The organism is Mesorhizobium sp. M0189, from assembly GCF_040322135.1.
Lineage (GTDB): Bacteria > Pseudomonadota > Alphaproteobacteria > Rhizobiales > Rhizobiaceae > Mesorhizobium.
This window is the reverse complement of the sequence record NZ_JAMYSW010000001.1, coordinates 44,339-67,707: the sequence shown is the minus strand read 5'-3', so window position 1 is coordinate 67,707 and position 23,369 is coordinate 44,339. Positions and strand designations below refer to the sequence as shown.

The 23,369-nt window shown below is 62.2% G+C and carries 21 protein-coding genes; 13 read left to right on the top strand and 8 right to left on the bottom strand.

The window, feature by feature from the left end; all coding sequences use genetic code 11:
- Positions 1–188 precede the first annotated feature (188 nt).
- The 5 genes from NKJ09_RS00300 (at position 189) to NKJ09_RS00280 (ending at position 7,946) form a co-directional block, all read left to right on the top strand.
- A complete protein-coding gene (locus NKJ09_RS00300; RefSeq protein WP_352484532.1) occupies positions 189–1,766 on the top strand; it encodes a trimethylamine methyltransferase family protein in 1,578 nt (525 codons plus the stop codon).
- A gap of 130 nt (positions 1,767–1,896) precedes the next feature.
- The gene (locus tag NKJ09_RS00295; RefSeq protein WP_352495953.1) at positions 1,897–2,367 is read left to right on the top strand and encodes an endonuclease domain-containing protein; all 471 of its coding nucleotides are present in this window, start codon (positions 1,897–1,899) and stop codon (positions 2,365–2,367) included.
- Positions 2,364–4,949: a GcvT family protein gene (locus NKJ09_RS00290; protein ID WP_352495952.1), complete on the top strand. Its 2,586-nt coding sequence runs from the start codon at positions 2,364–2,366 to the stop codon at positions 4,947–4,949. The genes NKJ09_RS00295 and NKJ09_RS00290 overlap by 4 nt, the downstream gene beginning before the upstream one ends.
- A gap of 86 nt (positions 4,950–5,035) precedes the next feature.
- Positions 5,036–6,607, top strand: coding sequence for a glycosyltransferase family 39 protein (locus NKJ09_RS00285; protein WP_352495951.1), 1,572 nt, complete (start codon positions 5,036–5,038; stop codon positions 6,605–6,607).
- A 25-nt stretch (positions 6,608–6,632) separates the two neighbouring features.
- Positions 6,633–7,946: a M24 family metallopeptidase gene (locus NKJ09_RS00280; RefSeq protein ID WP_352495956.1), complete on the top strand. Its 1,314-nt coding sequence runs from the start codon at positions 6,633–6,635 to the stop codon at positions 7,944–7,946.
- Between the two features lie 109 nt (positions 7,947–8,055).
- Here the strand turns inward: NKJ09_RS00280 and NKJ09_RS00275 are convergent, their stop codons facing one another.
- Positions 8,056–8,856 (bottom strand): phosphate/phosphite/phosphonate ABC transporter substrate-binding protein, encoded by an 801-nt coding sequence (locus NKJ09_RS00275; protein WP_023719947.1) that lies wholly within the window; start codon positions 8,854–8,856, stop codon positions 8,056–8,058.
- 83 nt (positions 8,857–8,939) lie between these two features.
- Positions 8,940–9,950, bottom strand: coding sequence for a fatty acid desaturase (locus NKJ09_RS00270; protein WP_031194273.1), 1,011 nt, complete (start codon positions 9,948–9,950; stop codon positions 8,940–8,942).
- Between the two features lie 228 nt (positions 9,951–10,178).
- On the opposite strand from NKJ09_RS00270, the gene NKJ09_RS00265 reads away from it, so the two are divergent.
- Positions 10,179–11,021, top strand: coding sequence for a helix-turn-helix domain-containing protein (locus NKJ09_RS00265; RefSeq protein WP_023719945.1), 843 nt, complete (start codon positions 10,179–10,181; stop codon positions 11,019–11,021).
- Positions 11,022–11,109: 88 nt separating this feature from the next.
- On the top strand, positions 11,110–12,126 hold the full coding sequence (gene bmt / locus NKJ09_RS00260) for a betaine--homocysteine S-methyltransferase (RefSeq protein WP_023719944.1): 1,017 nt from the start codon (positions 11,110–11,112) through the stop codon (positions 12,124–12,126).
- 147 nt (positions 12,127–12,273) lie between these two features.
- On the opposite strand, the gene NKJ09_RS00255 is transcribed toward bmt, so the two are convergent.
- The gene (locus NKJ09_RS00255; RefSeq protein ID WP_352495950.1) at positions 12,274–14,394 is read right to left on the bottom strand and encodes a vWA domain-containing protein; all 2,121 of its coding nucleotides are present in this window, start codon (positions 14,392–14,394) and stop codon (positions 12,274–12,276) included.
- 2 nt (positions 14,395–14,396) lie between these two features.
- Positions 14,397–14,957, bottom strand: a complete 561-nt coding sequence (locus NKJ09_RS00250) for an RNA polymerase sigma factor (protein ID WP_023719942.1) — start codon at positions 14,955–14,957, stop codon at positions 14,397–14,399.
- A 304-nt stretch (positions 14,958–15,261) separates the two neighbouring features.
- Between NKJ09_RS00250 and NKJ09_RS00245 the strand changes: the two genes are divergently transcribed.
- Positions 15,262–15,543 (top strand): hypothetical protein, encoded by a 282-nt coding sequence (locus NKJ09_RS00245; RefSeq protein ID WP_031194271.1) that lies wholly within the window; start codon positions 15,262–15,264, stop codon positions 15,541–15,543.
- A 45-nt stretch (positions 15,544–15,588) separates the two neighbouring features.
- On the opposite strand, the gene NKJ09_RS00240 is transcribed toward NKJ09_RS00245, so the two are convergent.
- Complete coding sequence (locus NKJ09_RS00240) at positions 15,589–16,275, bottom strand: hypothetical protein (protein WP_031194270.1); 687 nt, start codon at positions 16,273–16,275, stop codon at positions 15,589–15,591.
- 89 nt (positions 16,276–16,364) lie between these two features.
- Positions 16,365–17,939 (bottom strand): trimethylamine methyltransferase family protein, encoded by a 1,575-nt coding sequence (locus NKJ09_RS00235; RefSeq protein ID WP_023719938.1) that lies wholly within the window; start codon positions 17,937–17,939, stop codon positions 16,365–16,367.
- A 308-nt stretch (positions 17,940–18,247) separates the two neighbouring features.
- Between NKJ09_RS00235 and NKJ09_RS00230 the strand changes: the two genes are divergently transcribed.
- Complete coding sequence (locus NKJ09_RS00230; RefSeq protein ID WP_023676506.1) at positions 18,248–18,946, top strand: cobalamin B12-binding domain-containing protein; 699 nt, start codon at positions 18,248–18,250, stop codon at positions 18,944–18,946.
- 81 nt (positions 18,947–19,027) lie between these two features.
- Here the strand turns inward: NKJ09_RS00230 and NKJ09_RS00225 are convergent, their stop codons facing one another.
- Positions 19,028–19,168, bottom strand: a complete 141-nt coding sequence (locus NKJ09_RS00225) for an entericidin A/B family lipoprotein (RefSeq protein ID WP_023676507.1) — start codon at positions 19,166–19,168, stop codon at positions 19,028–19,030.
- A gap of 64 nt (positions 19,169–19,232) precedes the next feature.
- Between NKJ09_RS00225 and NKJ09_RS00220 the strand changes: the two genes are divergently transcribed.
- Entirely contained in the window at positions 19,233–19,862 is a 630-nt protein-coding gene (locus tag NKJ09_RS00220; RefSeq protein ID WP_023719937.1) for a DUF1638 domain-containing protein, read from the top strand.
- A 4-nt stretch (positions 19,863–19,866) separates the two neighbouring features.
- Here the strand turns inward: NKJ09_RS00220 and NKJ09_RS00215 are convergent, their stop codons facing one another.
- Entirely contained in the window at positions 19,867–20,781 is a 915-nt protein-coding gene (locus tag NKJ09_RS00215; RefSeq protein ID WP_023719936.1) for an NAD-dependent epimerase/dehydratase family protein, read from the bottom strand.
- Between the two features lie 121 nt (positions 20,782–20,902).
- Between NKJ09_RS00215 and NKJ09_RS00210 the strand changes: the two genes are divergently transcribed.
- The 3 genes from NKJ09_RS00210 (at position 20,903) to NKJ09_RS00200 (ending at position 23,302) form a co-directional block, all read left to right on the top strand.
- Positions 20,903–21,478, top strand: coding sequence for a DUF4893 domain-containing protein (locus NKJ09_RS00210; RefSeq protein ID WP_023719935.1), 576 nt, complete (start codon positions 20,903–20,905; stop codon positions 21,476–21,478).
- Between the two features lie 82 nt (positions 21,479–21,560).
- Positions 21,561–22,343, top strand: coding sequence for a formyl transferase (locus NKJ09_RS00205; RefSeq protein ID WP_352495949.1), 783 nt, complete (start codon positions 21,561–21,563; stop codon positions 22,341–22,343).
- A gap of 47 nt (positions 22,344–22,390) precedes the next feature.
- Positions 22,391–23,302: a fatty acid desaturase gene (locus tag NKJ09_RS00200; RefSeq protein ID WP_352495948.1), complete on the top strand. Its 912-nt coding sequence runs from the start codon at positions 22,391–22,393 to the stop codon at positions 23,300–23,302.
- Positions 23,303–23,369 lie beyond the last annotated feature (67 nt).

The window sequence follows — 23,369 nt, the reverse complement described above, 5'->3', positions numbered from 1 at the left end:
TCCGTCGCAGTAAGCACCGGCAACGAAAACCGCTTGCGCCAGCCGGAACGCGATCAAGAGGCTGACGATCCCGCCGGCTGCCCCCAGGGCATGTCGCTTCCCTCGTCCTAGTGGTCGCCGCCTCCGCAATGGCCGGAGGGCCGGCAGTCCATTATGCCGCCGCATTGCCGCAGCGTACGAGGACTATCATGACCGCCGCCCTTCAGCCCGCCGAACCGGCACTGGCAAACGACCGCGCCCGTCGCGGCGGCCGCGCGGGGAAGCGTGCCGGCGGATCGGCGGCGTTCGACCAGCCGCCGTTTCGCCAGTTGAAGAACCCGCTGACGCCGACCCGGCTGGTTTCCGAGGACGAGCTGGAATCCATCCACCTCGCCTCTCTGCGCGTGCTGCGGGAAATCGGCGTCGACGTGCTGCATGACGAAGCGCGGCGCATCATGAAGGCGCATGGCGCCGATGTCCGCGAAGGCAGCGAGCGGGTGCGCTTCGACAGCGACATGATCCTGGAACTGGTTGCGCACTGCCCGCCGGAATTCACCATCCACGCCCGCAACCCGGCGCACAATGTGCGCTTCGGTGGCGATAATCTGATCATCTCGATGATGGCGTCGGCACCCAATTGCTCCGACGTCGACCGCGGCCGCCGGCCGGGCAACCAGCAGGACTATCGCAACTTTCTCAAGCTTGCGCAGATGCACAACATATTGAATTGCACGGGCGGTTATCCGGTGGAGCCGATCGACATCCATCCGTCCGTGCGCCACCTCGAATGCATCCGTGACCTCGCCACGCTGACCGACAAGATGTTCCACATCTATTCGCTCGGCAAAGAGCGCAACGTCGACGGCATCGAGATCACCAGAATCGCACGTGGCATCAGCCACGAGCAGTTGCTTGCGGAGCCGTCGGTGTTCACCATCATCAACACCAATTCGCCGCTCAAGCTCGACGTGCCGATGATGGAAGGCATCATCCAGATGTCGAGCAAGGGCCAGGTGGTCATCGTGACGCCGTTCACCCTGTCGGGCGCCATGGCGCCGGTGACGATTGCCGGCGCGCTGGTGCAACAGAATGCCGAGGCGCTGTCCGGCATCGCCTTCGCACAGATGGTGCGCAAGGGCGCGCCTGTCGGCTACGGCGGCTTCACCTCGAATGTCGACATGAAGTCCGGCGCGCCGGCCTTCGGCACGCCGGAATATATGAAGGCGCAGCTGGTCGGCGGCCAGCTCGCCCGCCGCTACAACATCCCCTACCGCACCTCCAACACCTGCGCCGCCAACACCGTCGACGCGCAAGCCGCCTATGAAAGCGTGTTCTCGCTGTGGGGTGCCATCCAGGGCGGCGGTAATCTGATGATGCATGCCGCCGGCTGGCTCGAAGGCGGCCTGCGCTGCTCCTATGAGAAGACCATCCTCGACATAGACCTGTTGCAGATGGTCGCCGAGTTCCTGACGCCGCTCGATCTTTCCGACGAGGCGCTCGGTTTCGACGCCATCCAGTCGGTCGGCCCCGGCGGCCATTTCTTCGGCACCCAGCACACGCAGGACCGCTACAAGACCGCCTTCTATGCGCCGATCATTTCGGACTGGCGCAATTTCGAGAGTTGGGCGGAGGCTGGGTCACCGACCGCGCTCGAAAAAGCCAATCGCGTCTGGAAGGAGCGGCTGGCCTCCTATGAAGAGCCTTATATGGACCCGGCGATCCGCGAGGAGCTCAATGCTTTCGTCGACAAGCGCCGGGCCGAAGGCGGCGCCCCGACCGATTTCTGATCATCTGATGAGTAGTCGACCCCCACTCCGTCGAGCTTCGCTCGACACCTCACCCCCGATCGACGGGGTAGAGGAAGGGCGCGAAACGATTCCAGTTGGCGCCCTTCCTTTCCCCCCGGAGGGGGGAGAGGTGGCGCCGCGAAGCGGCGACGGAGTGGGGGAAGCCGTTCATGAAACGCGCAGCCGCCGCAAAACAGGCACAACCCAGCGAGCGCGTAGCCTGCGGCAAGCAGGCAATCAGGCCGAAGCACTGCTTTGGCCTGAACTAAAGGCGCGCAAGCTTGGCGGCTATCGCTTTACGCGTCAGTTCTCCATCGGCGCCTTTTTTGCAGACTTTGTCTGCCGCGAAAAATGGCTTGTTGTTGAAGTCGACGGACAACAGCACGCCGGCAGTTCATATGACCGCCGCCGCGCCCAAGGCTACTCGATCCTGCGTCTTTGGAGCCATGACGTCCTGAAACATCGTACTTCCGTCTGTGAAACCATTCTTGCCGCGCTTGATGGCAGGCTGGCCGAAAACATCGCTGTATTCGATTTCCGCTTTGTTTTCGCGCCCCGCTCACTCGATTCAATCTCTTCAAAAACGGAACTATCTTCATGAAATCTCATGCAAAAGCGGTTGTTATCGGCGGCGGCGTCGTTGGCTGCTCGGTGCTCTATCATCTGGCCAAGGCCGGCTGGACCGACATCATGCTGATCGAGCGTTCGGAGCTCACCTCCGGCTCGTCCTGGCATGCGGCGGGCGGCTTTCATACGCTGAACGGCGATCCCAACGTCGCCAAGCTGCAGGCCTATACGGTGCAGCTTTACAAGGAGATCGAGGAGATTTCCGGCCAATCCTGCTCGCTGCACCTGACCGGCGGCGTCATGATGGCCGACACGCCCGAGCGCATGGACTTCCTTCGCCTCGCCCATGCCAAGGGCCGCTATCTCGGCATGGACACCGAACTGATCACGCCGTCCGAAGCCAAGGCGATGTTCCCGCTGATGGACGAGACGAATTTCGTCGGCGCTATGTGGGACCCAGTCGAGGGCCACCTCGACCCTTCCGGCACCACCCACGCCTATGCCAAAGCCGCCCGGAAGCTCGGCGCCGAGATCGTGCTGCGCAACCGCGTCGTCGAACTGACGCAGGAGGTCGACGGCACCTGGAACGTCGTCACCGAGCAAGGCACGATCAAAGCCGAGCATGTCGTCAACTGCGGCGGCCTGTGGGCGCGCGAGATCGGTCGCATGGTCGGCGTCGAGCTGCCGGTGCTGGCGATGGAGCACATGTATCTCCTGACCGAGCCGATGCCGGAAGTCGAGGAATTCAACAAGTCGACTGGGCGCGAGATGATCGGCGTGCTGGATTTCAAGGGCGAGATCTACACCCGCCAGGAACGCAACGGCATCCTGCTCGGCACCTATGAAAAAGCCTGCAAGCCGTGGTCGCCGGTCAACACGCCATGGGATTTCGGCCACGAGCTGCTGCAGCCCGACATCGACCGCATCGCGCCGTCGCTCGAGATCGGCTTCAAGCATTTTCCCGGCATCGAGAAAGCCGGCATCAAGCAGATCATCAACGGCCCCTTCACCTTCGCGCTCGACGGCAACCCGCTCGTTGGCCCTGTGCAGGGCCTGACCAATTTCTGGTGCGCCTGCGCCGTCATGGCCGGCTTCAGCCAAGGCGGCGGCGTCGGCTTGGCGCTGTCGAACTGGATGGTCCATGGCGACCCCGGCTTCGACGTCTGGGGCATGGACGTTGCGCGCTTCGGCGAATGGGCAACGCTGCGCTATACCAACGCAAAGGTGCGCGAAAATTATTCGCGCCGTTTCTCCATCCGCTTTCCCAACGAGGAATTGCCGGCGGCAAGACCGGCGCAGACGACCCCGCTTTACGACACCATGCTCGCCAACAACGCCGTCATGGGCGACAGCTGGGGTCTCGAAACCCCGCTCTGGTTCGCGCCGAAAGGCTCGGAGCCGAAGGACATCGTGTCCTTCCACCGCTCGAATGATTTCGGCGCGATCGGCGAGGAAGTGTGCGCCACCCGCGAGAGGGTCGGCGTCACCGAGATCGCCAACTTCGCCAAATACGAAGTCTCCGGACCTGGGGCCGAGGATTTCCTCAACCGGCTGATGACCAACCGCATGCCGAAGACCGGCCGCATCGTGCTGACGCCGATGCTGAACGAGTTCGGCAGACTGATCGGCGACTTCACCATCGCCAAGGCGGGCGAAGAACGCTTCATGATCTGGGGTTCTTCGGCCGCGCAAAAATATCACATGCGCTGGTTCGAGAAGCATCTGCCGAAGGACGGTCCAAGGGCGTCGGAGGTGCGCATCCACCGCTTCGACCAGACGCTGGTTGGCCTCTCCATCGCCGGGCCGAAATCGCGCGACCTGCTGCAGAAACTGGTCGACGTCGACATCTCGACCAAGGCCTTCCGCTTCATGGATTTCCGCGAGATGGCGGTCGGCGGCGCGCCCTGCATGGTCAACCGCATCACCTACACCGGCGATCTCGGCTATGAGATCTGGATGGCGCCGGCCTATCAGCGTCTGGTCTACAAGGCGATCAACGAGGCCGGCGAAGAGTTCGGACTTGTTGATTTCGGCATGCGCGCCCTGCTCTCGATGCGGCTTGAAAAGAACTTTCCGACCTGGTTCCGCGAGCTACGTCCGATCTACGGACCGTTCGAAGGTTCGATGGACCGCTTTATCAAGCTGGAGAAGAACGATTTCATCGGCCGCGAGGCAGCGGCCAAGGAACAGGCGGCAGGGCCGAAGCTGCGCCGCGTTTCCTTTATCGTCGATGCTGCGGATGCCGACGTCATGGGCGACGAGCCGATCTGGGCCAAGGTCGGCGACAAGGATTTCGGCACGGTAGAAAAGCCGCATGGCTATGGCGCGCCGCGCTTCGACGCGGGCGGCAAGGAAGTGCGCGGCTCGAACGCCGCTGAAGGCGCGTCTGCCGTGCGCGGTATTGTCGACGGCAACTGGCGCGTGGTCGGCTGGGTCACCTCCGGCGGCTATGCGCATTATGTCGAGAAGTCGATGGCGCAAGGCTACGTACCGGCAGTGCTTGCCGAAAACGAGAGCGCCGGGCTGTTCGAGATCGAGATCCTTGGACACCGGCGGTCGGCGCGCATCAACGTCGAGCCGCCCTTCGACCCGAGTGGCGAAAAGATGCGAACGTAGGTGCAGCCAGCCGGTCGCATTGTGCGGAGCACGCTCTTCATGCTAGCCCAGCCGGCAACTGTGCCGGCAGGGGCGATGAGACTTCCTTGAAGTACGACATGAAATGGGCCGAGTGGCTGGCCGAGGGACGGATCGGCCCCTTCCCGGCGGCGATCGTCATGGTCGCGGCTTATTTTGCCTTGCAGACCATCATACTGTCCCTGTTGAGCTCTTGGGCGGGAACCGGCGTCGGCATCGACGATGCGGAGCAGCTGATCTATGTACCGTATCTCTGGGCTGGATATGGCGGCTCGCAACCACCTCTCTACACCTGGATCAATTGGCTGGCCGCGCATGTTTTCGGCACCAGTATCTTCACGTTGAAGCTCGTCAAATACTCAGTGCTGTTCCTCGCCGCCTGCAGCGTGTTCGCCGCCATGCGGCGGTTCGGCTACACCAAGGCGACAGCGGCGGCGGCCATGTTCGGCCTGTTTACGATCCCGCAGGTCGTCTGGGAATCGCAGCGCGCTTTGTCGCATTCCGTCGCCGTCGTCGGCTTCTGCTCGCTGCTCCTGCTCACCATGGCCTATCTTCTCGAGCGGCGTAGCATGATTGCCTATGCGGCGTTTGGCCTGGCCACGGCGGCGGCAATTCTTGCCAAGTATAACGATGTCTTCCTCGTGGTGGCCCTTGTTGCGGCAGCGCTGTCGCTGCGCGAATTGCGCAGCGCCATCCTTGATCCAAAGTTCGCAATCAGCATAGCGGTCGCGATATTGGTGCTGGCACCAACCACCTATTGGAGCCTCATGCATCCCGCCGATTTATTGTCGAGAGGCGAGAAGTTCGGAATAGACCCGCAACAAGGGCGCATCGCGGCGGCCTTTGTCGGCGCCGGCAAGTTTGTCATGGGGACCTTCAATTTCGCGGTCTTGCCGGTGCTCGTTTCCGCGCTGGCCTTCGGGGTGGCGAAGTTCCGTTTCTCCGAGCGGCACCCGAAACGTCCGGCCAGGGAAATTCTGTTGTGGCGTAGCTTGGCGCTCGGCTTGGCTATGCTGGCAATACTTGTGCTGGCCACCGGCGTGACGGTTGTCAAGGACCGCTGGCTGCTGCCGGTCCTGTTCATGTTGCCGCTGGCCATCGTCGCCACTATGGAACGGCTGGCGCCGCGCGGCAGGAATGCGCAGCTCCTGGTGATCGCGGCTGGAGCGATCATCGCCGTGTTGCTCGCGCCCGCCACTTGGTACGTCCAGATAAACGGGACCAGTGGCCTCTCCCGCATGATCCGCTTGGATTACCCGGCCCTCTATCGCCAACTGACCGCGGACGGACCGGTGAAAACTGCAATATCCGACGGTGCATGGGTCGGCAACCTGCGGCTGGTCGACGAAAAACTGGTCGCACTTGACCAGGAAGTGCCTAATTTCGAAACGCTGATGCGGGGGCCGGCCGTACTCGTCTGGCTTGATCACGACGATCCGCGGCCGGTCATTTTGGACCAGCTCAAAGCGGCCGGCTATGAGCCGGACGGCCAACCGCGGCAAATCATGGTTCCGCTGTTGCGTGGCACCGACAAGTCCGCCCGGCCCGGCGCATTCGTCCGACTGAAGAGAATGGAAGGAGCCATGGCGCCCAAGGAAGGCGCTGGCGAAGGAGTCGAGGGTGGACAGGAATCCGACTGACCGGCCCCGTCATCATCGCAAGATCATGCCGTTCGAGCCGGAGGACTCGATCGATGCGCTGCGCAAAAAATCGCGCCTGAAGGCCGCTGAACTCAACCAGCATCTGCTGGGCTATGGTGCGCTGGCGGAAGCCGAGTGGCAGGCGGCGGGTATTGACGCTCCTGACTTGCGCGCCATGCGCCGATACCGGCTCGAGCGCATCCGCGCCGAGCTGAAGCGCCGCGACTATGCGGGAGCCCTGCTCTACGATCCGGTCAACATCCGCTACGCGACCGATGCGACCAACATGCAGCTCTGGGTCGCGCACAATCCGACCAGGCATTGTTTCGTCGCCACCGATGGGCCGGTGGTACTGTTCGACTATTTTTCCTGTGAGCACCTTTCCGACCATTCCGGCGTCGTCGACGAGGTGCGGCCGGCGGTGTCGTGGGCGTATCTCTACAGCGGCGAGTTGACCGGGCAAAAAGTCCGCCGCTGGGCAGCCGGCATCGCCGAGCTGGTACTGAAACATGGCGGCGGCAATCGCCGTATCGCGGTCGATCACATCAATCCCGAGGGCATCGAGGAACTCGCCCGTCTCGGCATTTCGACCGGCAATGGCGAGGCGGTGATGGAAAATGCGCGGCTGATCAAATCGCCCGACGAGATCCTTGCCATGCGCCGGGCGATCGTCGCTTGCGAGGCGGCGATGGGCGAGATGGAGCAGGCGCTGAGACCTGGTATTTCCGAGAACGAATTGTGGGCCGAACTCCATCGCGGCAACATCGCGCGCGGCGGCGAATGGATCGAAACCCGGCTCCTGTCGTCGGGTCCGCGCACCAATCCGTGGTTCCAGGAGTGTTCGTCGCGGACGATCGAGGCCGGCGATCTCGTTGCCTTCGACACCGACCTGATCGGTCCTTACGGCTTCTGCGCCGACCTGTCGCGCACCTGGCTTTGCGGTGACGCGCCGCCGTCGCAGGAACAGCGTGACCTGTTTCAGATCGCTGCCGACCAGATCGCCCACAACACCGAACTGATGCGGCCGGGCATATCCTTCCGCGATCTCGTCGAGGGCTCGTCGGTGCCGCCGGGAGACTGCTTCCCGGCGCGCTACGGGGTGCTCTATCACGGCGTCGGCCTGGCCGACGAATACCCGACATTGCCGCATGCCGGCGACTGGACCGACGACACGCCGGACGGCGTGCTTGTGTCAGGCATGGTGCTGTGCGTCGAGAGCTACATCGGCAGGCTTGGCGCCTACGAAGGCGTCAAGATCGAGGAACAGATCCTGATCACCGACACCGGCAACGAGAAGCTTTCGACCTATCCGCTCGACAATCGGCTGCTTGGGGGCTGAGCGAACCTAATGCATGTCGCGCAAAAGTGTGCAGCGGTTTTGCGATAACGACATGCGTAAAACAAGAATTTAAAGCGCGTCGCATGAGGCCGACCGGACGCGACGCGCTTTATGTGAGCGCCTCGATCGCCTCGCGCATCATGGCGACGATCGTTTCCGGCGTCCTGCTGGCCGTGATGAACGGCAATCCTTTGCGCCGCCTTGTCCAGCCGACGACCGTCATCTTCTGCGCTGCAGGCTCGAAACGCTGCGCCAGCGCCCAGCTCTCGCAGTCGATCGCCGCGACGTCGGCCCTGCCCTCGGCAACAGCAACAATCGAAGCGCGGTGCCCCCAGCTTTCGCTCAGCGCGGAAAAGATATCCAAACTCTCGCCCAGTGCTTGCAGGTCGCGTGTCGGCGCGATGATGCCCGACATGGAATCGAGGCTGTTGAAGGTGAAACGTTTGCCGCGAAGCTGATCGAGCGGAATGACGGCGCCGCCGTCGGCCGGCGACCTTGCCGGCGGTGCCTCGCCCGCCCTCATGACGATGGCGCTCGAATAGAGTTCGCCCTGTCCGCCCTCAAAGGCGTCGTAGCGCGGCTGGCCGACGAGGTGGACACGCTGCGACAGGCCGAGTTCCATCGGTCCCCAGCAGGTTTGCGCAAAGAGCAGCGCCGGGTGCAGCCAGAGCCGGTGAAAATCCAGTTCGTCCAGCGGCAATGTCGCCGGATCGGGCGCGATGAGTTTTCCCTTATCGTCGCGAATACCGCCAGGCACCGGGGGCAAATCGCCATTGCGGCGGATAATCGTCTCCGGCGCATCGATGCCTTTTTGTCTGAAAGCATCGCGCAGCCGCGCCCATTCTGCGTCGACCTCGTCCCGCGCTTCCGGCCAGTCGTACATCGGCAAAGCCGCAATGAATTCGCTCATGCCGGGATTTGACCGTTATGCAGGGAAATTGACAAGGTCAGGAAAGCGTTGCCCGCGCGGCAGCGCCTGCAATGCCGCGAGGATCATTCCTTCGGCGGCTCGGCGGGTACCGGTGCGCTGCCAAGCCCATTGAGGCTGCGTGCCCTGACGCGCGGCTTGAACGCGCGTCCTGGTTCCGGCATGCGCCGCAGCACGGGATGGACGATCGGTTCCTTCGCCTTGAAGGCATAGGCCTTGAGCAGCGCGAAATAGTTCGGATAGGCGTAGCCATTGTTCATCCGCAGCCACTCGTCGCGGCGGTCGCGAAACAGCTTCGGCAGCCTGTACCAGGCCACCGTCGGGCTCTTGTGATGGACGAAATGCAGATTGTTGTTGAGGAACAGGAAGGACAGCGGCGAGCGCTCGACGATGATCGTGCGGCCTTCCGGATGTTCAGACCATTGATGCTCGGCGTAGGTGCGGATCGAAATCAGCGACTGCCCAAGCCACACCGGCACCAGTATGTAGAGCCACAACGGCATGCCGAAGCCGAACTGCACGACAGGCAACACTACGGCGAGGCCGATCGCATGCAGCAGCCATGCCTTGCAGATGGAATTGTCGCCCGCGGCAACCTGCCTGGCGTCGTCGATGAAGAAGCCGATGCAGGAGAGCCACGGACCGAGCACCAAACGCCCGAGCATCGTGTTGTTGACCTTCAGCAGGAACTTCATAGCCGACGGCAGCTCTTCGTGCTGCCAGAGCGCCTTGTAATAGCTTTCGGGATCGTCGAGCGGATCGGTCAGGCGCTCGTCTGCATGGTGGCGCAGATGAATGGTCTTGAACCGGCGAAACGGCCAGACAAGGCCAATCGGCAGGAACACAACGGCTTCGTTGAGCCGCGCGTTCCGGGTTGGGTGGCCGTGCAGGGCCTCGTGCATCAGCGAGGATTGCAGCGCCGCAATCAGGGCCAGAAGGGCGAGCGCCAACAGCGGGTAGGATGGCCAGAGCAGAAAGCCGGTAGCGAGCCAGCCGCCGTAGCAGAAAAGTGCGAGAAACACCGTCGGCCATTCGATGGTCGCCGCGCCATGTCGCCTGTTGCCCATGCTCGTCATGCTATCGACCACTGCCTTCCAGTCGCCGGAACCCGTTTGATTCCTGACAGCATTGTGTCAGGAGCGTTGCATTGCTGCAACGCGATAAAGCGCACAAACTGTTGCGATTGCGCATTTTCAGCTGCATATGTTATGCATTGTAAACAACGCACCGGATTCATTTACGCCTGAAGCTCCGCGTTCGCGGCTTCAGCGCAAATTTTTCCTCCTATCGGGTGGGGTGGCGATTTGGACAAGCGCGACCTGTCGACGATCTTTCGCGAGCGCCTGAAAATGCTCTTGACAAGGTCCGATCTGAACCAGTCGGCCTTCGCCGCCGCGGTTGGCATCGACCGTTCGGCGCTGTCGCAGCTGCTCTCCGGCGCCTCGACCCGCCTTCCCCGCGCCGAAACGCTGCTCAACATCGCCGCCGAATTCAAAGTCTCGCTCGACTGGCTGCTCGGCCTCAGCCAGGACGAGGGCGTCACCGGTGAAATCCGCGAGAGCCTTGAGATCGAGGAGGCGCCGGACGGCTTCGACCGCACGCTGCTGGCTCGCTGGCATGCCGAGGCGGCGGGAACGAAAATCCGCTACGTCCCGGCCGGCATTCCCGATCTTCTGCGCACCGAGGCGCTTGTCGACTATGAAGCCGTCATCGCCAACAAGAGCCGCGAGGCACAGGCCGGCGAAACGCAGTACCGCATCGACTACAACCGACGGCCCGAAACCGACATGGAAGTCTGTATGCCGCGCCACACGCTGGAGATCTTCGCGCGCGGGCTGGGCGTGTGGGACCGCTTTCCGGAGGCCGACCGCCACCAGCAGCTCCTGCACATGGCGACGCTACTCGACGACCTCTATCCCACCTTCCGCCTGTTTCTCTATGACGGGCGGATGCGCTATTCGATCCCGTACACCATCTTCGGGCCCTATCGCGCAGCCATTTACGTCGGCGACATGTATCTGGTGCTGAACGCCACGCAGCCGATCCGCATCCTGACCAGCCATTTCGACAATCTGATCCGTGCCGCGGACGTCAACGCGCATGAAGCGGCCAGCTTCACACGAAAGCTGGCGGAGATGCGATTTTGACCGGTTGCTCTCCGTGTCGACATTGACGGCACATAAAGAATTCTTTATATCCTTATCTCAGTTATTCTTCCGGGAAGGCGTATTTCACATGACCAATCCGATCGACGCTCTGCTTGCCGAAAAGGGCGTCCTGCTCGCCGATGGCGCCACCGGCACCAATCTGTTCGCGATGGGCCTTGAGGCCGGAGAGGCTCCTGAGCTCTTGAACGAGACCGCGCCCGACACCATCACCAGCCTGCACCAGAACTTTGTCGATGCCGGCGCCGACATCATCCTGACCAACTCTTTTGGCGGGACCCGCCATCGGCTCAAGCTGCACCATGCGCAGGACCGCGTCCACGCACTGAACAAGCGCGCCGCCGAGATCGCAAGCGCCGTCGCCGGCAAGGCCGGCCGCAAGGTGATCGTGGCCGGCTCAGTCGGCCCGACCGGCGAATTGCTGGTGCCGCTCGGCGCCATGACCTATGACGAGGCGGTCGAGGCCTTTGCCGAGCAGATCGAGGGCCTGAAGGCCGGCGGCGCCGAAGTCGCCTGGATCGAAACCATGTCGGCGCCGGACGAGATCCGTGCCGCCGCCGAAGCCGCCATCCGCGTCGGCTTGCCCTATACCTATACCGGCTCCTTCGACACCGCCGGCCGCACCATGATGGGGCTGCTGCCGAAGGACATCCACGGTGTCGTCGACGGCCTGTCGCAGACGCCGCTCGGTGTCGGCGCAAATTGCGGTGTCGGCGCCTCCGATATTCTCGCTTCGCTGCTCGACATGACCGAGGCGAAGCCCGAGGCAACGGTGATCGTCAAGGGCAATTGCGGCATCCCCGAATTTCGCGGTGCCGAGATCTACTATTCGGGCACGCCCGAGCTGATGGCCGATTATGTGCGCCTGGCCGTCGATGCCGGCGCCAAGATCGTCGGCGGCTGCTGCGGTACCTCGTTCCAGCACCTTGCCGCCATGCGCAAGGCGCTCGATGCGCACACCAGGTCGGATCGCCCGACCGTCGAGCAGATCGTCGAACGCATCGGCCCGATGCGCAACAAGCAGGCGACGGTCAACGTCGCCGAGACCAGCGAAGCCCGCCGCGAACGGCGCCGCGGACGCGCCTGACGCTTTCGGCTGCGACGCGGTCCGCGAAGCGGTGCAGCCACGAAAAAAGGCCGGCAAGGTTTCCCTCGCCGGCCTGCCTCACCCGCCCGTAGGCCGGTTCCCCCTGTCAGAACGATCCCATCTGAAAGAAACCGGCCATCATTGCCACTACCGGTTACCGCCGAGCGCCGAGGCAAGGCGCACAAGCGAGAGGAACTCGGACCGGTACCCAAACGGGTCGGCTCCTCTGGCGGCGGTGGCAATCTCCATGATCTTGTCGTAGCCGAACTTCGCGGTCGCATCCTCGTCGCGCAGCTTCTGGCCGAAGGCAGCGACGGCAACGGAGAAACGCTGGTCGGTGCTGGCCTGGTCGAACGACGCCACCTCGTTGGCTGACGTCACCGGCGTGGTGATCAGCTTCGAAGTGTCCTCGTTCGGCAGCTTGTAGCGGATTTTGACGAAGGCATATTCGTCGGCATTGGCGACACCGCCATTGTTCACCGAGGCCTGGCCATAGCGCAGCTGATCGATCTGTTCGCCGCCGCTGCCCTTAGGCGTGATCTCGTAGATCGCGGTGACCGAATGGCCTGAGCCGATCTCGCCGGCGTCGACGCGGTCGTTGTTGAAATCCTCGCGGTTCAACGCGCGGGTCTCGTAGCCGATCAGCCGGTATTCCGAGACCTTGTTCGGGTTGAACTCGACCTGGATCTTCACGTCCTTGGCAATGGTGAACAGTGTCGAGGAGGCATCCTCGACCAGCACCTTCTCGGCCTCCGCCAAAGTGTCGATATAGGCGGCGGTGCCGTTGCCGTTCTGGGCGATGGTCTGCATCATCTGGTCGTTCAGGTTGCCGCGGCCGAAGCCGAACACCGACAGGAACACACCTGTCTTGCGCTCCTTTTCGATCAGCCGCTTCAGGTCGTCGTCGTCGGTCTGGCCGACATTGAAATCACCATCGGTGGCGAGCATCACCCGGTTGATACCGTCCTTGACGAAGGATTTCTGCGCCAGCCTGTAGGCTTCCTTGATGCCCGCCTCGCCTGCCGTCGAGCCGCCGGATGTCAGGTTGTCGATGGCAGCGAGGATCTTGTCCTTTTCCGAAGCCTTGGTGGGCTCCAGCACGGTACCGGCATCGCCCGCATAGGTGACGATCGAGACGGTATCGTCGGGTCTCAGCTTGTTGACCAGCAGCCGAAAGGCCGACTGCAGGAGCGGCAGCTTGTCCTGCTCGTTCATCGAGCCCGACACATCGATCAGAAAGACCAGATTGGCCTTGGGCTGCTCGGCCGGCTTCACGTCGAAACCCTTGATGGCGACATGCATCAGCCTGGTGTGCTCGTTCCACGGAGTCGGCATGACGCTGACGGTCGAGTTGAACGGCGTCGAGGCGGAGTCCGGGCCTTTCCAGTCATAGGGGAAGTAGTTGACCATCTCCTCGACGCGCACCGTATCGGCCTGCGGGATAAAACCTTCCTTCAGCGAGCGCCGGACGAAGGAATAGGAAGCGGTGTCGACATCGATAGAGAACGTCGAGACCGGGTCTTCGAGTGCGGCATGCACCGGATTGGTCTTGAAATCCTCGACCCGGTCACGGTTTTCCTCTCGCGGCAGCATCTGGTCGGCCGGCGCAGCGGCAGGCTGCTGTGCCATCAGCTTGGACTCGGCAACCGTGCCAGGCATGCGTCCGACCCGCGCGCCACCATCGACTGCCGGAGCCACGGAGTTTGCACCGCCATCCAGCGCAAACTCGCCGCTCTGCGCCGGTTCGGGTGCATTGCGGGTGAGCACATCCTGCTGCGTCAACCCGCCGACCGCGGTCGATTCCGCTTTCGGCGGCGATGTCGGCGCCACAAGCGCCTCGCCGGCGTCGCGGCTTTCGCTGTCGGCGTCCGCCTTCTTCTGCTTATCTGCTTCGGCAACAACCGGCGGTTTGACGGTCGCCGGCTTGTCAGCCAGCGTTTCGGTGATCTTATCGTCGCCGCCGAATTCGGGCCCGCCGAATTTGGATTCCCCAAGCATATAGATGGTGGCGTATCCGGCGATCGGCAGGGCAACGAGCCCGGCAATGGCCGGCGTGGCGAAGAGTTTCTTTTGCATGATTTCGCTCCAGAGCCTTTGTGCTCGCTCTGTGAGACGAAGCCCGCCTGCCGATCCTTGGGCGGCCGGTAAAGTTTTTTCTTCCATGTCATAGGCGCGCAGCGCGGCCTGGAGGGCACGCGCCTTTGCATCCGCGTCAGGCGCCGGTGCTGCGATATCGCGCAGCCTGTTCAGTTGCTTGTCGTCGACCATGGTCACACTTCCCCGGCTGAACGCATCAGCGTCTTCAACCGTTTCTTCGCCTCATGGATGTGCCAGGAAACCGTCGTCTCCGAGATCGCCATCGCCTCGGCGGCGGCTGCGTGGCTCAGCCCTTCGCCATAGACCAGCAGCACCGCGTCGCGCTGCTTGTCCGGCAGCTTGCGCACCGCTGCCCAGAGCGCCTCGACCGGGTCTTCCGCCTCGGACGAGGTTTCCCCCGAAATCAGCGCATAGGCGCCATAGGCCTCGGTCTTGGCCGTATCGCGGGCGGTCTTGCGCATCATGTCGCGCGCCGCATTCAGCGTCATGGTGTAGAGCCACGTCGTGAAGGCGCCGCTGCCGTGATAGTCGCGGATCGCCCGGCCGAGCCGAACGCACACTTCCTGGGCGATATCCTCGGCGTCGGCCTTTTTCCCGCACCAGCGATAGGCGGCGCGATAGACGAAACCGTAGTGCCTTTCGAGCAACTTGCCGAAAGCACCCCTGTCTCCGCCCTTCGCCCGCCCGATCAGTTCGGCGTCGGAGGCTTCGCTTTCGTCCAGCATCATCGCCATCATTTGCCTGTTGGACGAAGGCTAATGGCGATTCCTTGGGTGATGGGAAGAATTTTTTGGCGGGCAGTCACGTCGTAATGGTTGGCGCGCCTTGGCCGAGCGTCTCCGCAAACAGCATCGTCAGCCGCTCCCAGTGGCGTTCGGCGCCGGCTGCATCGAAGGCACTATGTGGAGCCGCCACGTTCACAAATGCGTATCGGGGTTGCTTTACGCTGGCTTTGTGCACAATTTCGCCGACTGCCTGCCATGCTATGGCGGCCTGAAGTGAACGGCGCGCTTCAATTTGCCAAGGGACGGAGCTCATATGTGGCTGACGGCATTCCTTGCTTTTTTCGCGGGTGTTTTTGGCGCCAATGGCGTCCCACATTTCGTGAGTGGGATAACCAAGGGTTCCTACCCGTGCGTCTTCGGTAACTCCGCCGTGCCCAATCTGATAGCCGGCTGGGCGAGCTTCGTGGTGGCCCTCTTCGCGTACGGGGCCAACTTCGCACAGTATCCCATCGTCTCGTTGGTCTCTGGTGCCATCGGGGTGCTGCTGATGGGTCTCTTTCACGCGGCGGGGCTGGCTTTCGGCCAAAAATCCTGAGATCGGAACGGTCGACGTCTTTGCGTGCAGCGGGGTCTTGTCTGGCTAGCGCGCGAATGCTGCCATGTGAAAGGCCTGAACCTCGGCCGGATAGCGATAATCGATGCCGTAAGGACAGGCGTTGCGATCAAGGCAGCCGCCGGTCCGGCAAGGTCCGCCGTTTTGCCCACGCACATGCGCCAGACAGGTTTCATGCACAAAACCATCCGCAGAATAAGCCGCGACCGGACAGGATTTCAGGCAAGGTTTTTCCAAACATGTGTCGCAAAGGTGAATCACGTCGCGACGTTCGTGGAGCGCAATCTCGTTCTCGAACAACAGCGCGCCGCGATAGGCATGCCAGAGCCCGTATTGCGGATGCATGAGGATGCCGAGCGGCGACGGCTTCAGCCCCTCCGCCTGCATCGCCCATTGCTGGAACGGCAGATAAGGCCTGTCGGACGGTGACACCGCGCGTGCCCCGAATTTTTCGGCCACAGCGCCGATCACTCCGCGCGACCATCTGTCGAGCGAATCGTCGATCGGCTGTGACTGTTTCTCCAACCAGCGCAGGAAGTGCGGCCAAGGTGCGGCGCCTGCCTGCCCCACCAGCAGGACGGATCTGGCGGCGGCGCCGGAGAGACCGGAAGGTGTCCCCTCACCGCCCGCAAAATTGAAGCCGCCGCGCAGGATGAGGCCGTGGGCGGAAAGCGCGGCCGCGATGGTTTCGACCATGCCGCGCTCGAGAATCATCCCTTCTTGTCCGGGTCGGAGAAGGCGCTCCGCCAGACTTCCTTGTGGATGATGTTGGCGACTTTAGCCCCGCCTGATTCGGGCTCCTTTCAGGTGAAGGCGTCGGCCATCGACGCCTTCTTCCTGGCGATGAAGTCCTTCAGCCCGTCGTCGATGCCCTGGTCGAGATAAGGCGCCTCGTAGCTCTCCAGCCAGCGGCGGGCGAGCTCGTTGGCGCGCTGCGGCGCGGTTTTTTCGCCTTCGGCCAGCCACTGCTCGTAGGAATTGTTATCGGCGATGTTGGAGCGGTAGAACGCGGTCTGGAAATTGGCCTGGGTGTGATCGCAGCCGAGGTAATGGCTGCCCGGACCCACCTGGCGGATGGCATCCATCGCCTGACCGTTTTCCGACAGGTCGACACCCTCGGAGAACTTCTGCGTCATGCCGAGTTGGTCGATATCCATCATGAACTTTTCGTAGCAGGAGGCGAGCCCGCCCTCGAGCCAGCCGGCCGAATGCAGCACGAAATTGGTGCCGGCGAGGATCGTCGAATTCAGCGTGTTGGCGCTCTCATAGGCCGCCTGCGCATCGGGGATTTTCGAAGCACAAAGCGAGCCGCCGGTGCGGAACGGCAGCCCGAGCCTGCGAGCAAGCTGGGCGGCGCCATAGGAGACCAGCGACGGCTCCGGCGTGCCGAAGGTCGGCGCGCCCGACTGCATTGAGATCGACGAGGCGAAGGTGCCGAACAGTACCGGCGCACCCGGCCGGATCAGCTGTGTGAACGACGCCCCGGCCAGAACCTCGGCCAAAACCTGGGTCAGTGTGCCGGCGACCGTCACCGGGCTCATCGCCCCGGCAAGGATGAACGGCGTGACGATGCACGCCTGGTTATGGCGCGAGTAAACTTTCAGCGCTCCCAGCATGGTCTCGTCGAAGACCATCGGCGAGTTGGCGTTGATCAGGCTGGTCAACACCGTGTTGTTCTCGACGAAATCGTCACCAAACACGATCTTGGCCATCGCCACCGTATCTTCGGCGCGCTCGGGCGCGGTCACCGAGCCCATGAACGGCTTGTCCGAATATTTGATATGGCTGTAGACCATGTCGAGATGGCGCTTGTTGACCGGCACGTCGACCGGCTCGCAAACCGTGCCGCCCGAATGGTGGATCGATGGCGCCATATAGGCAAGTTTTACGAAATTCCGGAAATCCTCGATCGTCGCGTAGCGCCTGACGCCGTCGAGATCGCGCACGAAGGGCGGTCCATAGACCGGCGCGAACACGGTCGCGTTGCCGCCGATCTGCACCGAGCGCTCGCCGTTGCGGGCGTGCTGGGTATAGACGGACGGAGCGGTCTTCAACAGCGAGCGGCAGAGGCCCTTGGGGAAATGCACCCGCTCGCCCTTGACGTCGGCGCCCGCCTCTTTCCAAAGCTGCAGTGCCTCGGCGTCGTCGCGGAAGATGATGCCGATCTCTTCCAGCACCGTGTCGGTGTTCTTTTCGATCAGCGCCAGGCCTTCCTCGTCCAGCACTTCATAGACGTTGATCTTGCGCTTGATATAGGTGAGCTGTGTACCGGGGCCGCCGCCCGAACGTGCAGCCCGGCGCGCTGCGGCGCCACCGCTGGCAGCGCGCCCGCGCCGTGCGTTTGACGCTTCCTGATCGACCGGCGCGTTCTCACTCATAATCGTTCTTCCCTGGCTTTCGTTCTGGCCTGATTTGCTTTGGCCGGGCTCTTGTTCCGGCCTGAAATCCATTTGCAGCCGCATATTGCGGTCTCTGGCCGGATCGTAGCCATGCACCTTATTCGAAACGGCCCGCCAGCGCCAACGCCTGTCGCAAAATCGACAAGAATTCCAAGAGATTTACGGTCGCTTTCGTTTTGCGGGAAGTCGCAAATCAGCTATGGACAACCGGCCCGCGCGGGTTAGGTAATGGCGCGATATTTTTAAGCTGCCGCGATAGTTGTAGCCGGCAAGGAGCCTGAGAAAAAATGGCCGACGACGAGATCATCCTTTCGGAACTCTCCGACGACGAGTTGGTGCAGCAGATGCACGACGACCTTTATGATGGGTTGAAGGAAGAAATCGAGGAAGGCACCAACATCCTTCTCGAGCGCGGCTGGGCGCCTTACAAGGTGCTGACCGAGGCTCTGGTGGAAGGCATGCGCATCGTCGGCGAGGATTTTCGCGACGGCATTCTGTTCGTTCCGGAAGTGCTGCTGTCGGCCAACGCGATGAAGGCCGGCATGTTCATCCTGCGTCCGTTGCTTGTCGCCACCGGCGCGCCGAAGCAGGGCAAGATGGTGATCGGCACCGTTAAGGGCGACATCCACGACATCGGCAAGAACCTCGTCGGCATGATGATGGAAGGCGCCGGCTTCGATGTCATCGACCTCGGCATCAACAATGCGGTCGAAAAATATCTCGATGCCATCGAAAAGCATCAGCCCGACATCATCGGCATGTCGGCCCTGCTGACGACGACCATGCCTTACATGAAGGTCGTCATCGATACGATGAAGGAAAAAGGCATTCGCGATGATTATGTCGTGCTGGTCGGCGGCGCGCCGCTCAACGAGGAATTCGGCAAAGCCGTCGGCGCCGACGCCTATTGCCGCGACGCCGCGGTGGCGGTCGAGACCGCCAAGGACTTCATGAAGCGCAAGCACAACGTCCGCGCTTCGGCCTGAGTCAATAAATTCGGCACCGACGAGAAAAGCCGCGCCTTGCAGTGCGGCTTTTTTATTCCCAAATGTTTGAAATCGTGCAGATCAGGGTTTCTTGACGGTATCGTCAACCGCCTTCGCAGTGGATTTGATATCCTTACCGACGCCGCGCACCGTGTTGGCGCAGGCCGAAACAGCCAGGGCGCAGGCGAGAATAGCGATTGGCGCAACGCGGAACAATTTCATGATTGGTGTCTCCCTCAGAATATAAATTCGCTGGACAGCAACGAAGATGGATTAGACTGGTTCCATGACTACCGCGCGAAAACAACAATCCGATCAAGGCGACAGGCTGCTCGTCATCGCCTGCGGGATGATTGCGCGCGAAGTTCTGGCGGTCAAGGAGCAGCTCGGGCTCGACCATCTCGACCTGACCTGCCTCCCGGCGGAGTTCCATTTCTATCCGGACCGCATTGCGCCGGCCATGGACAAGGCAATCGCCAAGGCCAGGGCTGACGGCTACAAACACATCTTCGTCGGCTATGCCGATTGCGGCACGGGTGGCCTGCTCGACCGGATCTGCGAGAAGCATGGCGTCGAGCGCATGGCCGGGCCGCATTGCTTTGCCTTCTACCAAGGCATGGATGCCTATGCGAAGGTTGCCGATGACGACATGATGTCGTTCTACATGACCGATTTCCTCTGCCGGCAATTCGATGCCTTCTTCATGAAGCCGCTCGGCCTCGACAAGCACCCGGAGCTGATCAAGGACTATTTCGGCAATTACGAGAAGCTGATCTACATCGCCCAGACCGACGACCCGGAACTCGACAAGGTCGCCGAAAAGGCGGCGAAAATGCTCGGCCTCGCCTATGAGCGCCGCTCGACCGGCTACGGCGACCTGACGAAGGAACTGGCTGGGGCCTCAGCCCTGGCCTGACACTTTAGGCACCGTTTTCTTCAGCTTCGAGCCCAGCGAGCACATCGGCAAAGCTCGTCTTGCAGACGAAATCCAGCCGGTCCCTCGCCCGGGACGCATCGTAGACCCGGTTGATCGACGAAAACATCGTCCAGCCTTTCTTCAAGTAGAGTGCCGGATAATCCGGAAAATAGCGCGCGACGATCGACGGTGCGTCGGCGATCAATGCCGCGCAATCGTCGGGCTGGAAAGGTGTCGGTGCCGAGATGATGAAGGTGTCGAAGCCCAATTGCGGCGCTTTCTCCAAGGCAGCGATGTGGGCGTCGGCAGCATCCTCCACCGTCAGCCGGCGAAACAACAGCTCATTGGCCTTGGTGTTGGCGTCCGACTGTTCGATCACATGCGCCATATCGTCTGCTTCGGGAAAGAAGCGGGCGGTGCGCAGTACGATCACCGGCAGGCCGAACTGGATATGGTAGAGCCGACAAAGATGTTCCGCCGCAAGCTTTGTCACGCCGTAGATGTTGCGCGGTTCAGGCGACATGTCTTCCGTTAGCCAAGCCGCCCTGCCGGGCAAGCCGGCGCGGATGGCCTGGGTAATCATCAGCGATGTCGTCGACGTGAAGATGAAGCGCTGAACGCCGAAAGTTGCCGCCGCATCGAGCAGGTTGAGCGTGCCGCGCACATTCGTCTCGACGAAATTCTCGTTGCGATGATGTTCGATGTCAGGCTTGTGCAGCGCGCCACTATGGATGATGGCCTCGATGCGGTTCTCCTCGACCGCCCTCATGACCAGGTCGCGATCGGCGACTGAGCCGACGATTCGCGTTTCCGAGGATGGGACGGGATCGAGGCCAGTGACGTCATGGCCGAGAGTCCGCAGGCGTGGCGCCAAGGCCCTGCCCAGCCAACCCGACGATCCCGTCAGCAAGATCCGCATTCTTTCCACCTCGTTTCTGCTGTCGATGCTCAAGCAAGGATGACAGAGCGCGGCGAAACATTAAGGTATGCGCCAGACAAGAAAACAGGCTGCTCCAGTCATCAAAAGGGAAACGCCACCAATGATCGCTCGCCTTATGTTTGCCGTAGCAGCTGTCCTCTGCTTGACGTTGCCCGCGTTCGCCGATGGCGAAGTGCAGAAGCTGATCACCGCTGCCGACAAGGCGCGCCTCGACAAATATGGCGAGACGCGCAAGGCAGCGCTTGACGAGGCGAAGGCCGGCGATCCCGCCGAGGTCAAGCAGCTCGACGCCTTGCTGGCAAAGCCGCTGGTTTCCTTCTCCGACAAGGACCTGACCGGCAATTGGCAATGCCGCACCATCAAGGCCGGCGGATTGAGCCCGCTCGTCATCTATGGCTGGTTCAAATGCAAGGTGAGCGACGACGGTTCCGGCTGGAGACTGGAAAAGATCACCGGTTCGCAGCGCACCAAGGGCCGCTTCTTCGACGATGGCGAGAAACGCGCGATCTATCTAGGTTCCTTCTACGTCAACGACGATCCGGCAAAGCCCTACGGCAGCGGCCCGGAAAGCGATCAGGTCGGCTATGCCTTCCGCCACAGCGCCAGCGAATGGCGCATCGAGTTCCCGGCGCCCCACTACGAATCGAAGCTCGACATCCTCGAATTCAAGCGCTGAGCCCGCCCCCGATCACCAAGGGTTAACCCGGTCAACCTAGCATTCGCGCACAAAGAACAGCTCTTTGCGGGGGTCGCGAAGCATGGCACGGTCGAAAACAAACCAACGGCCGATCGTCGTCGTCACCGAAGGCGGCCCGCATATCTGGGCGATCGTCAACGCCATCGCCGACCACCTCGCGCCTGTCAGCGTCATCCTCGAAACCCCTGAATCCAAAAGGCAATTGCTTCTCGGGCGGGCGCGGCGGCAAGGCTGGACCTCGGCCATCGGTCAACTCGGCACGATGATGCTGACCCGGCTCGGCAAGCGCTTCTTCGCCGGCCACGCAGCACGGCTCGCCGCCGAGCAAAAGCTGCAAACCGAACCGAAGCCTGGGCAAAAGATCGTCCAGGTCTCGTCGGCCAACGCGCCGGAGTGCCTGCAGGCGATCGAGAAAATCCAGCCGGGTGTCGTGCTGCTCGCCGGCTGCCGCTTGCTGTCGCGGCAGACGCTGGCGAAAATCCCTTGCCCGGTCCTCAACTACCATGCCGGCATCGCCCCGAAATATCGTGGCATGAACGGCGGCTATTGGGCGCTGGCTTCAGGCGATGCGGAAAACTTCGGCACCACCGTGCATCTGGTCGACGCCGGCGTCGACACTGGCGGGGTGCTGCGGCAGGCACGCGGCAAACCCCAACCTGGCGACACTATTTCAAGCTACGCGTTGCGGCAGGCGGCATTCTCGCGCGACATCTGCGTCGAGGCGGTCAGGGATGCGCTGGTCGGCAAGCTCGGCACGGTCGATCCCGGTCTGCCTTCGAGACAATGGTATCATCCGACGGTCTGGTTCTATCTCTGGACCGGGATAAGAAACGGCGTCTGGTGACACGCGCGCCGATTTACCCGACAGCCACCCGCCGCTAACATTGCATCATGAGCGACATCGACCACCGCACCATCATTGCCGGCCTTTCGGTTGCGGAACGTCGCGACCTCACCGCCCGGGTCGACGGGCCAGGCATTGTCCGGCTGGCCGTCCATGGCGGGCTGGTTGTCGTGCTGGGCGCACTGATCGCCGCCCGCATCCCGTTCTGGCCGCTTCTCGTCTTGCCGCAGGGGATCCTGATCGTCTTCTTCTTCACGCTGTTGCACGAGACCATCCATGAAACGGCGTTCAGAACGGCGTGGCTCAATCGCGCTGTTGCCGCCGTGGCCGGCTTCTTGATCCTGCTGCCGCCCGCATGGTTCCGCTATTTCCATTTCGCCCATCACCGCCACACCCACGACCCGGACAACGACCCCGAACTGATGGCCCCGAAGCCGGAGACCATCGGCCAATATCTGCGCTATCTGTCCGGCGGCCCCTATTGGATAGGCATGGCTCGTGTGTTCGCAACCAATGCGGCGGGCCGCAACCGCGACGGCTTTGTGCCGGAAAAGGGCCGCGGCAAGGTGGTTATTGAAGCGCGGCTGTTCCTGATCGGCTATGCGGTGTTGCTGGCCGCATCGCTCGCCGCACAGTCGGCGCTGCTGTTGTGGGTCTGGATCGTGCCGGTGCTGGTCGGACAGCCGTTTTTGCGGGCCTACCTGCTGGCCGAGCACGCATTGTGCCCGCATGTCGCCAACATGCTCGAGAACACCCGTACCACCTTCACCACAAGGCTGGTGCGCTTCGTGGCTTGGAACATGCCGTACCATTCCGAGCACCATTCCTATCCGGCCGTTCCCTTCCATCGCCTGCCGCGCTTCCATGAGATCATCGCGGAGCATTTACGCACGACCGAACGAGGTTACGTGCGCTTCCACAGGAAACTGGTCGGCAGCTTCGATGGCCGCGCCGGCTGACCAGTGCTGGAAGAGACTCCGCTTTCAGCCGCAGCCGTCGATTGCGTCGCTTTTGAAGGCCCCCGCG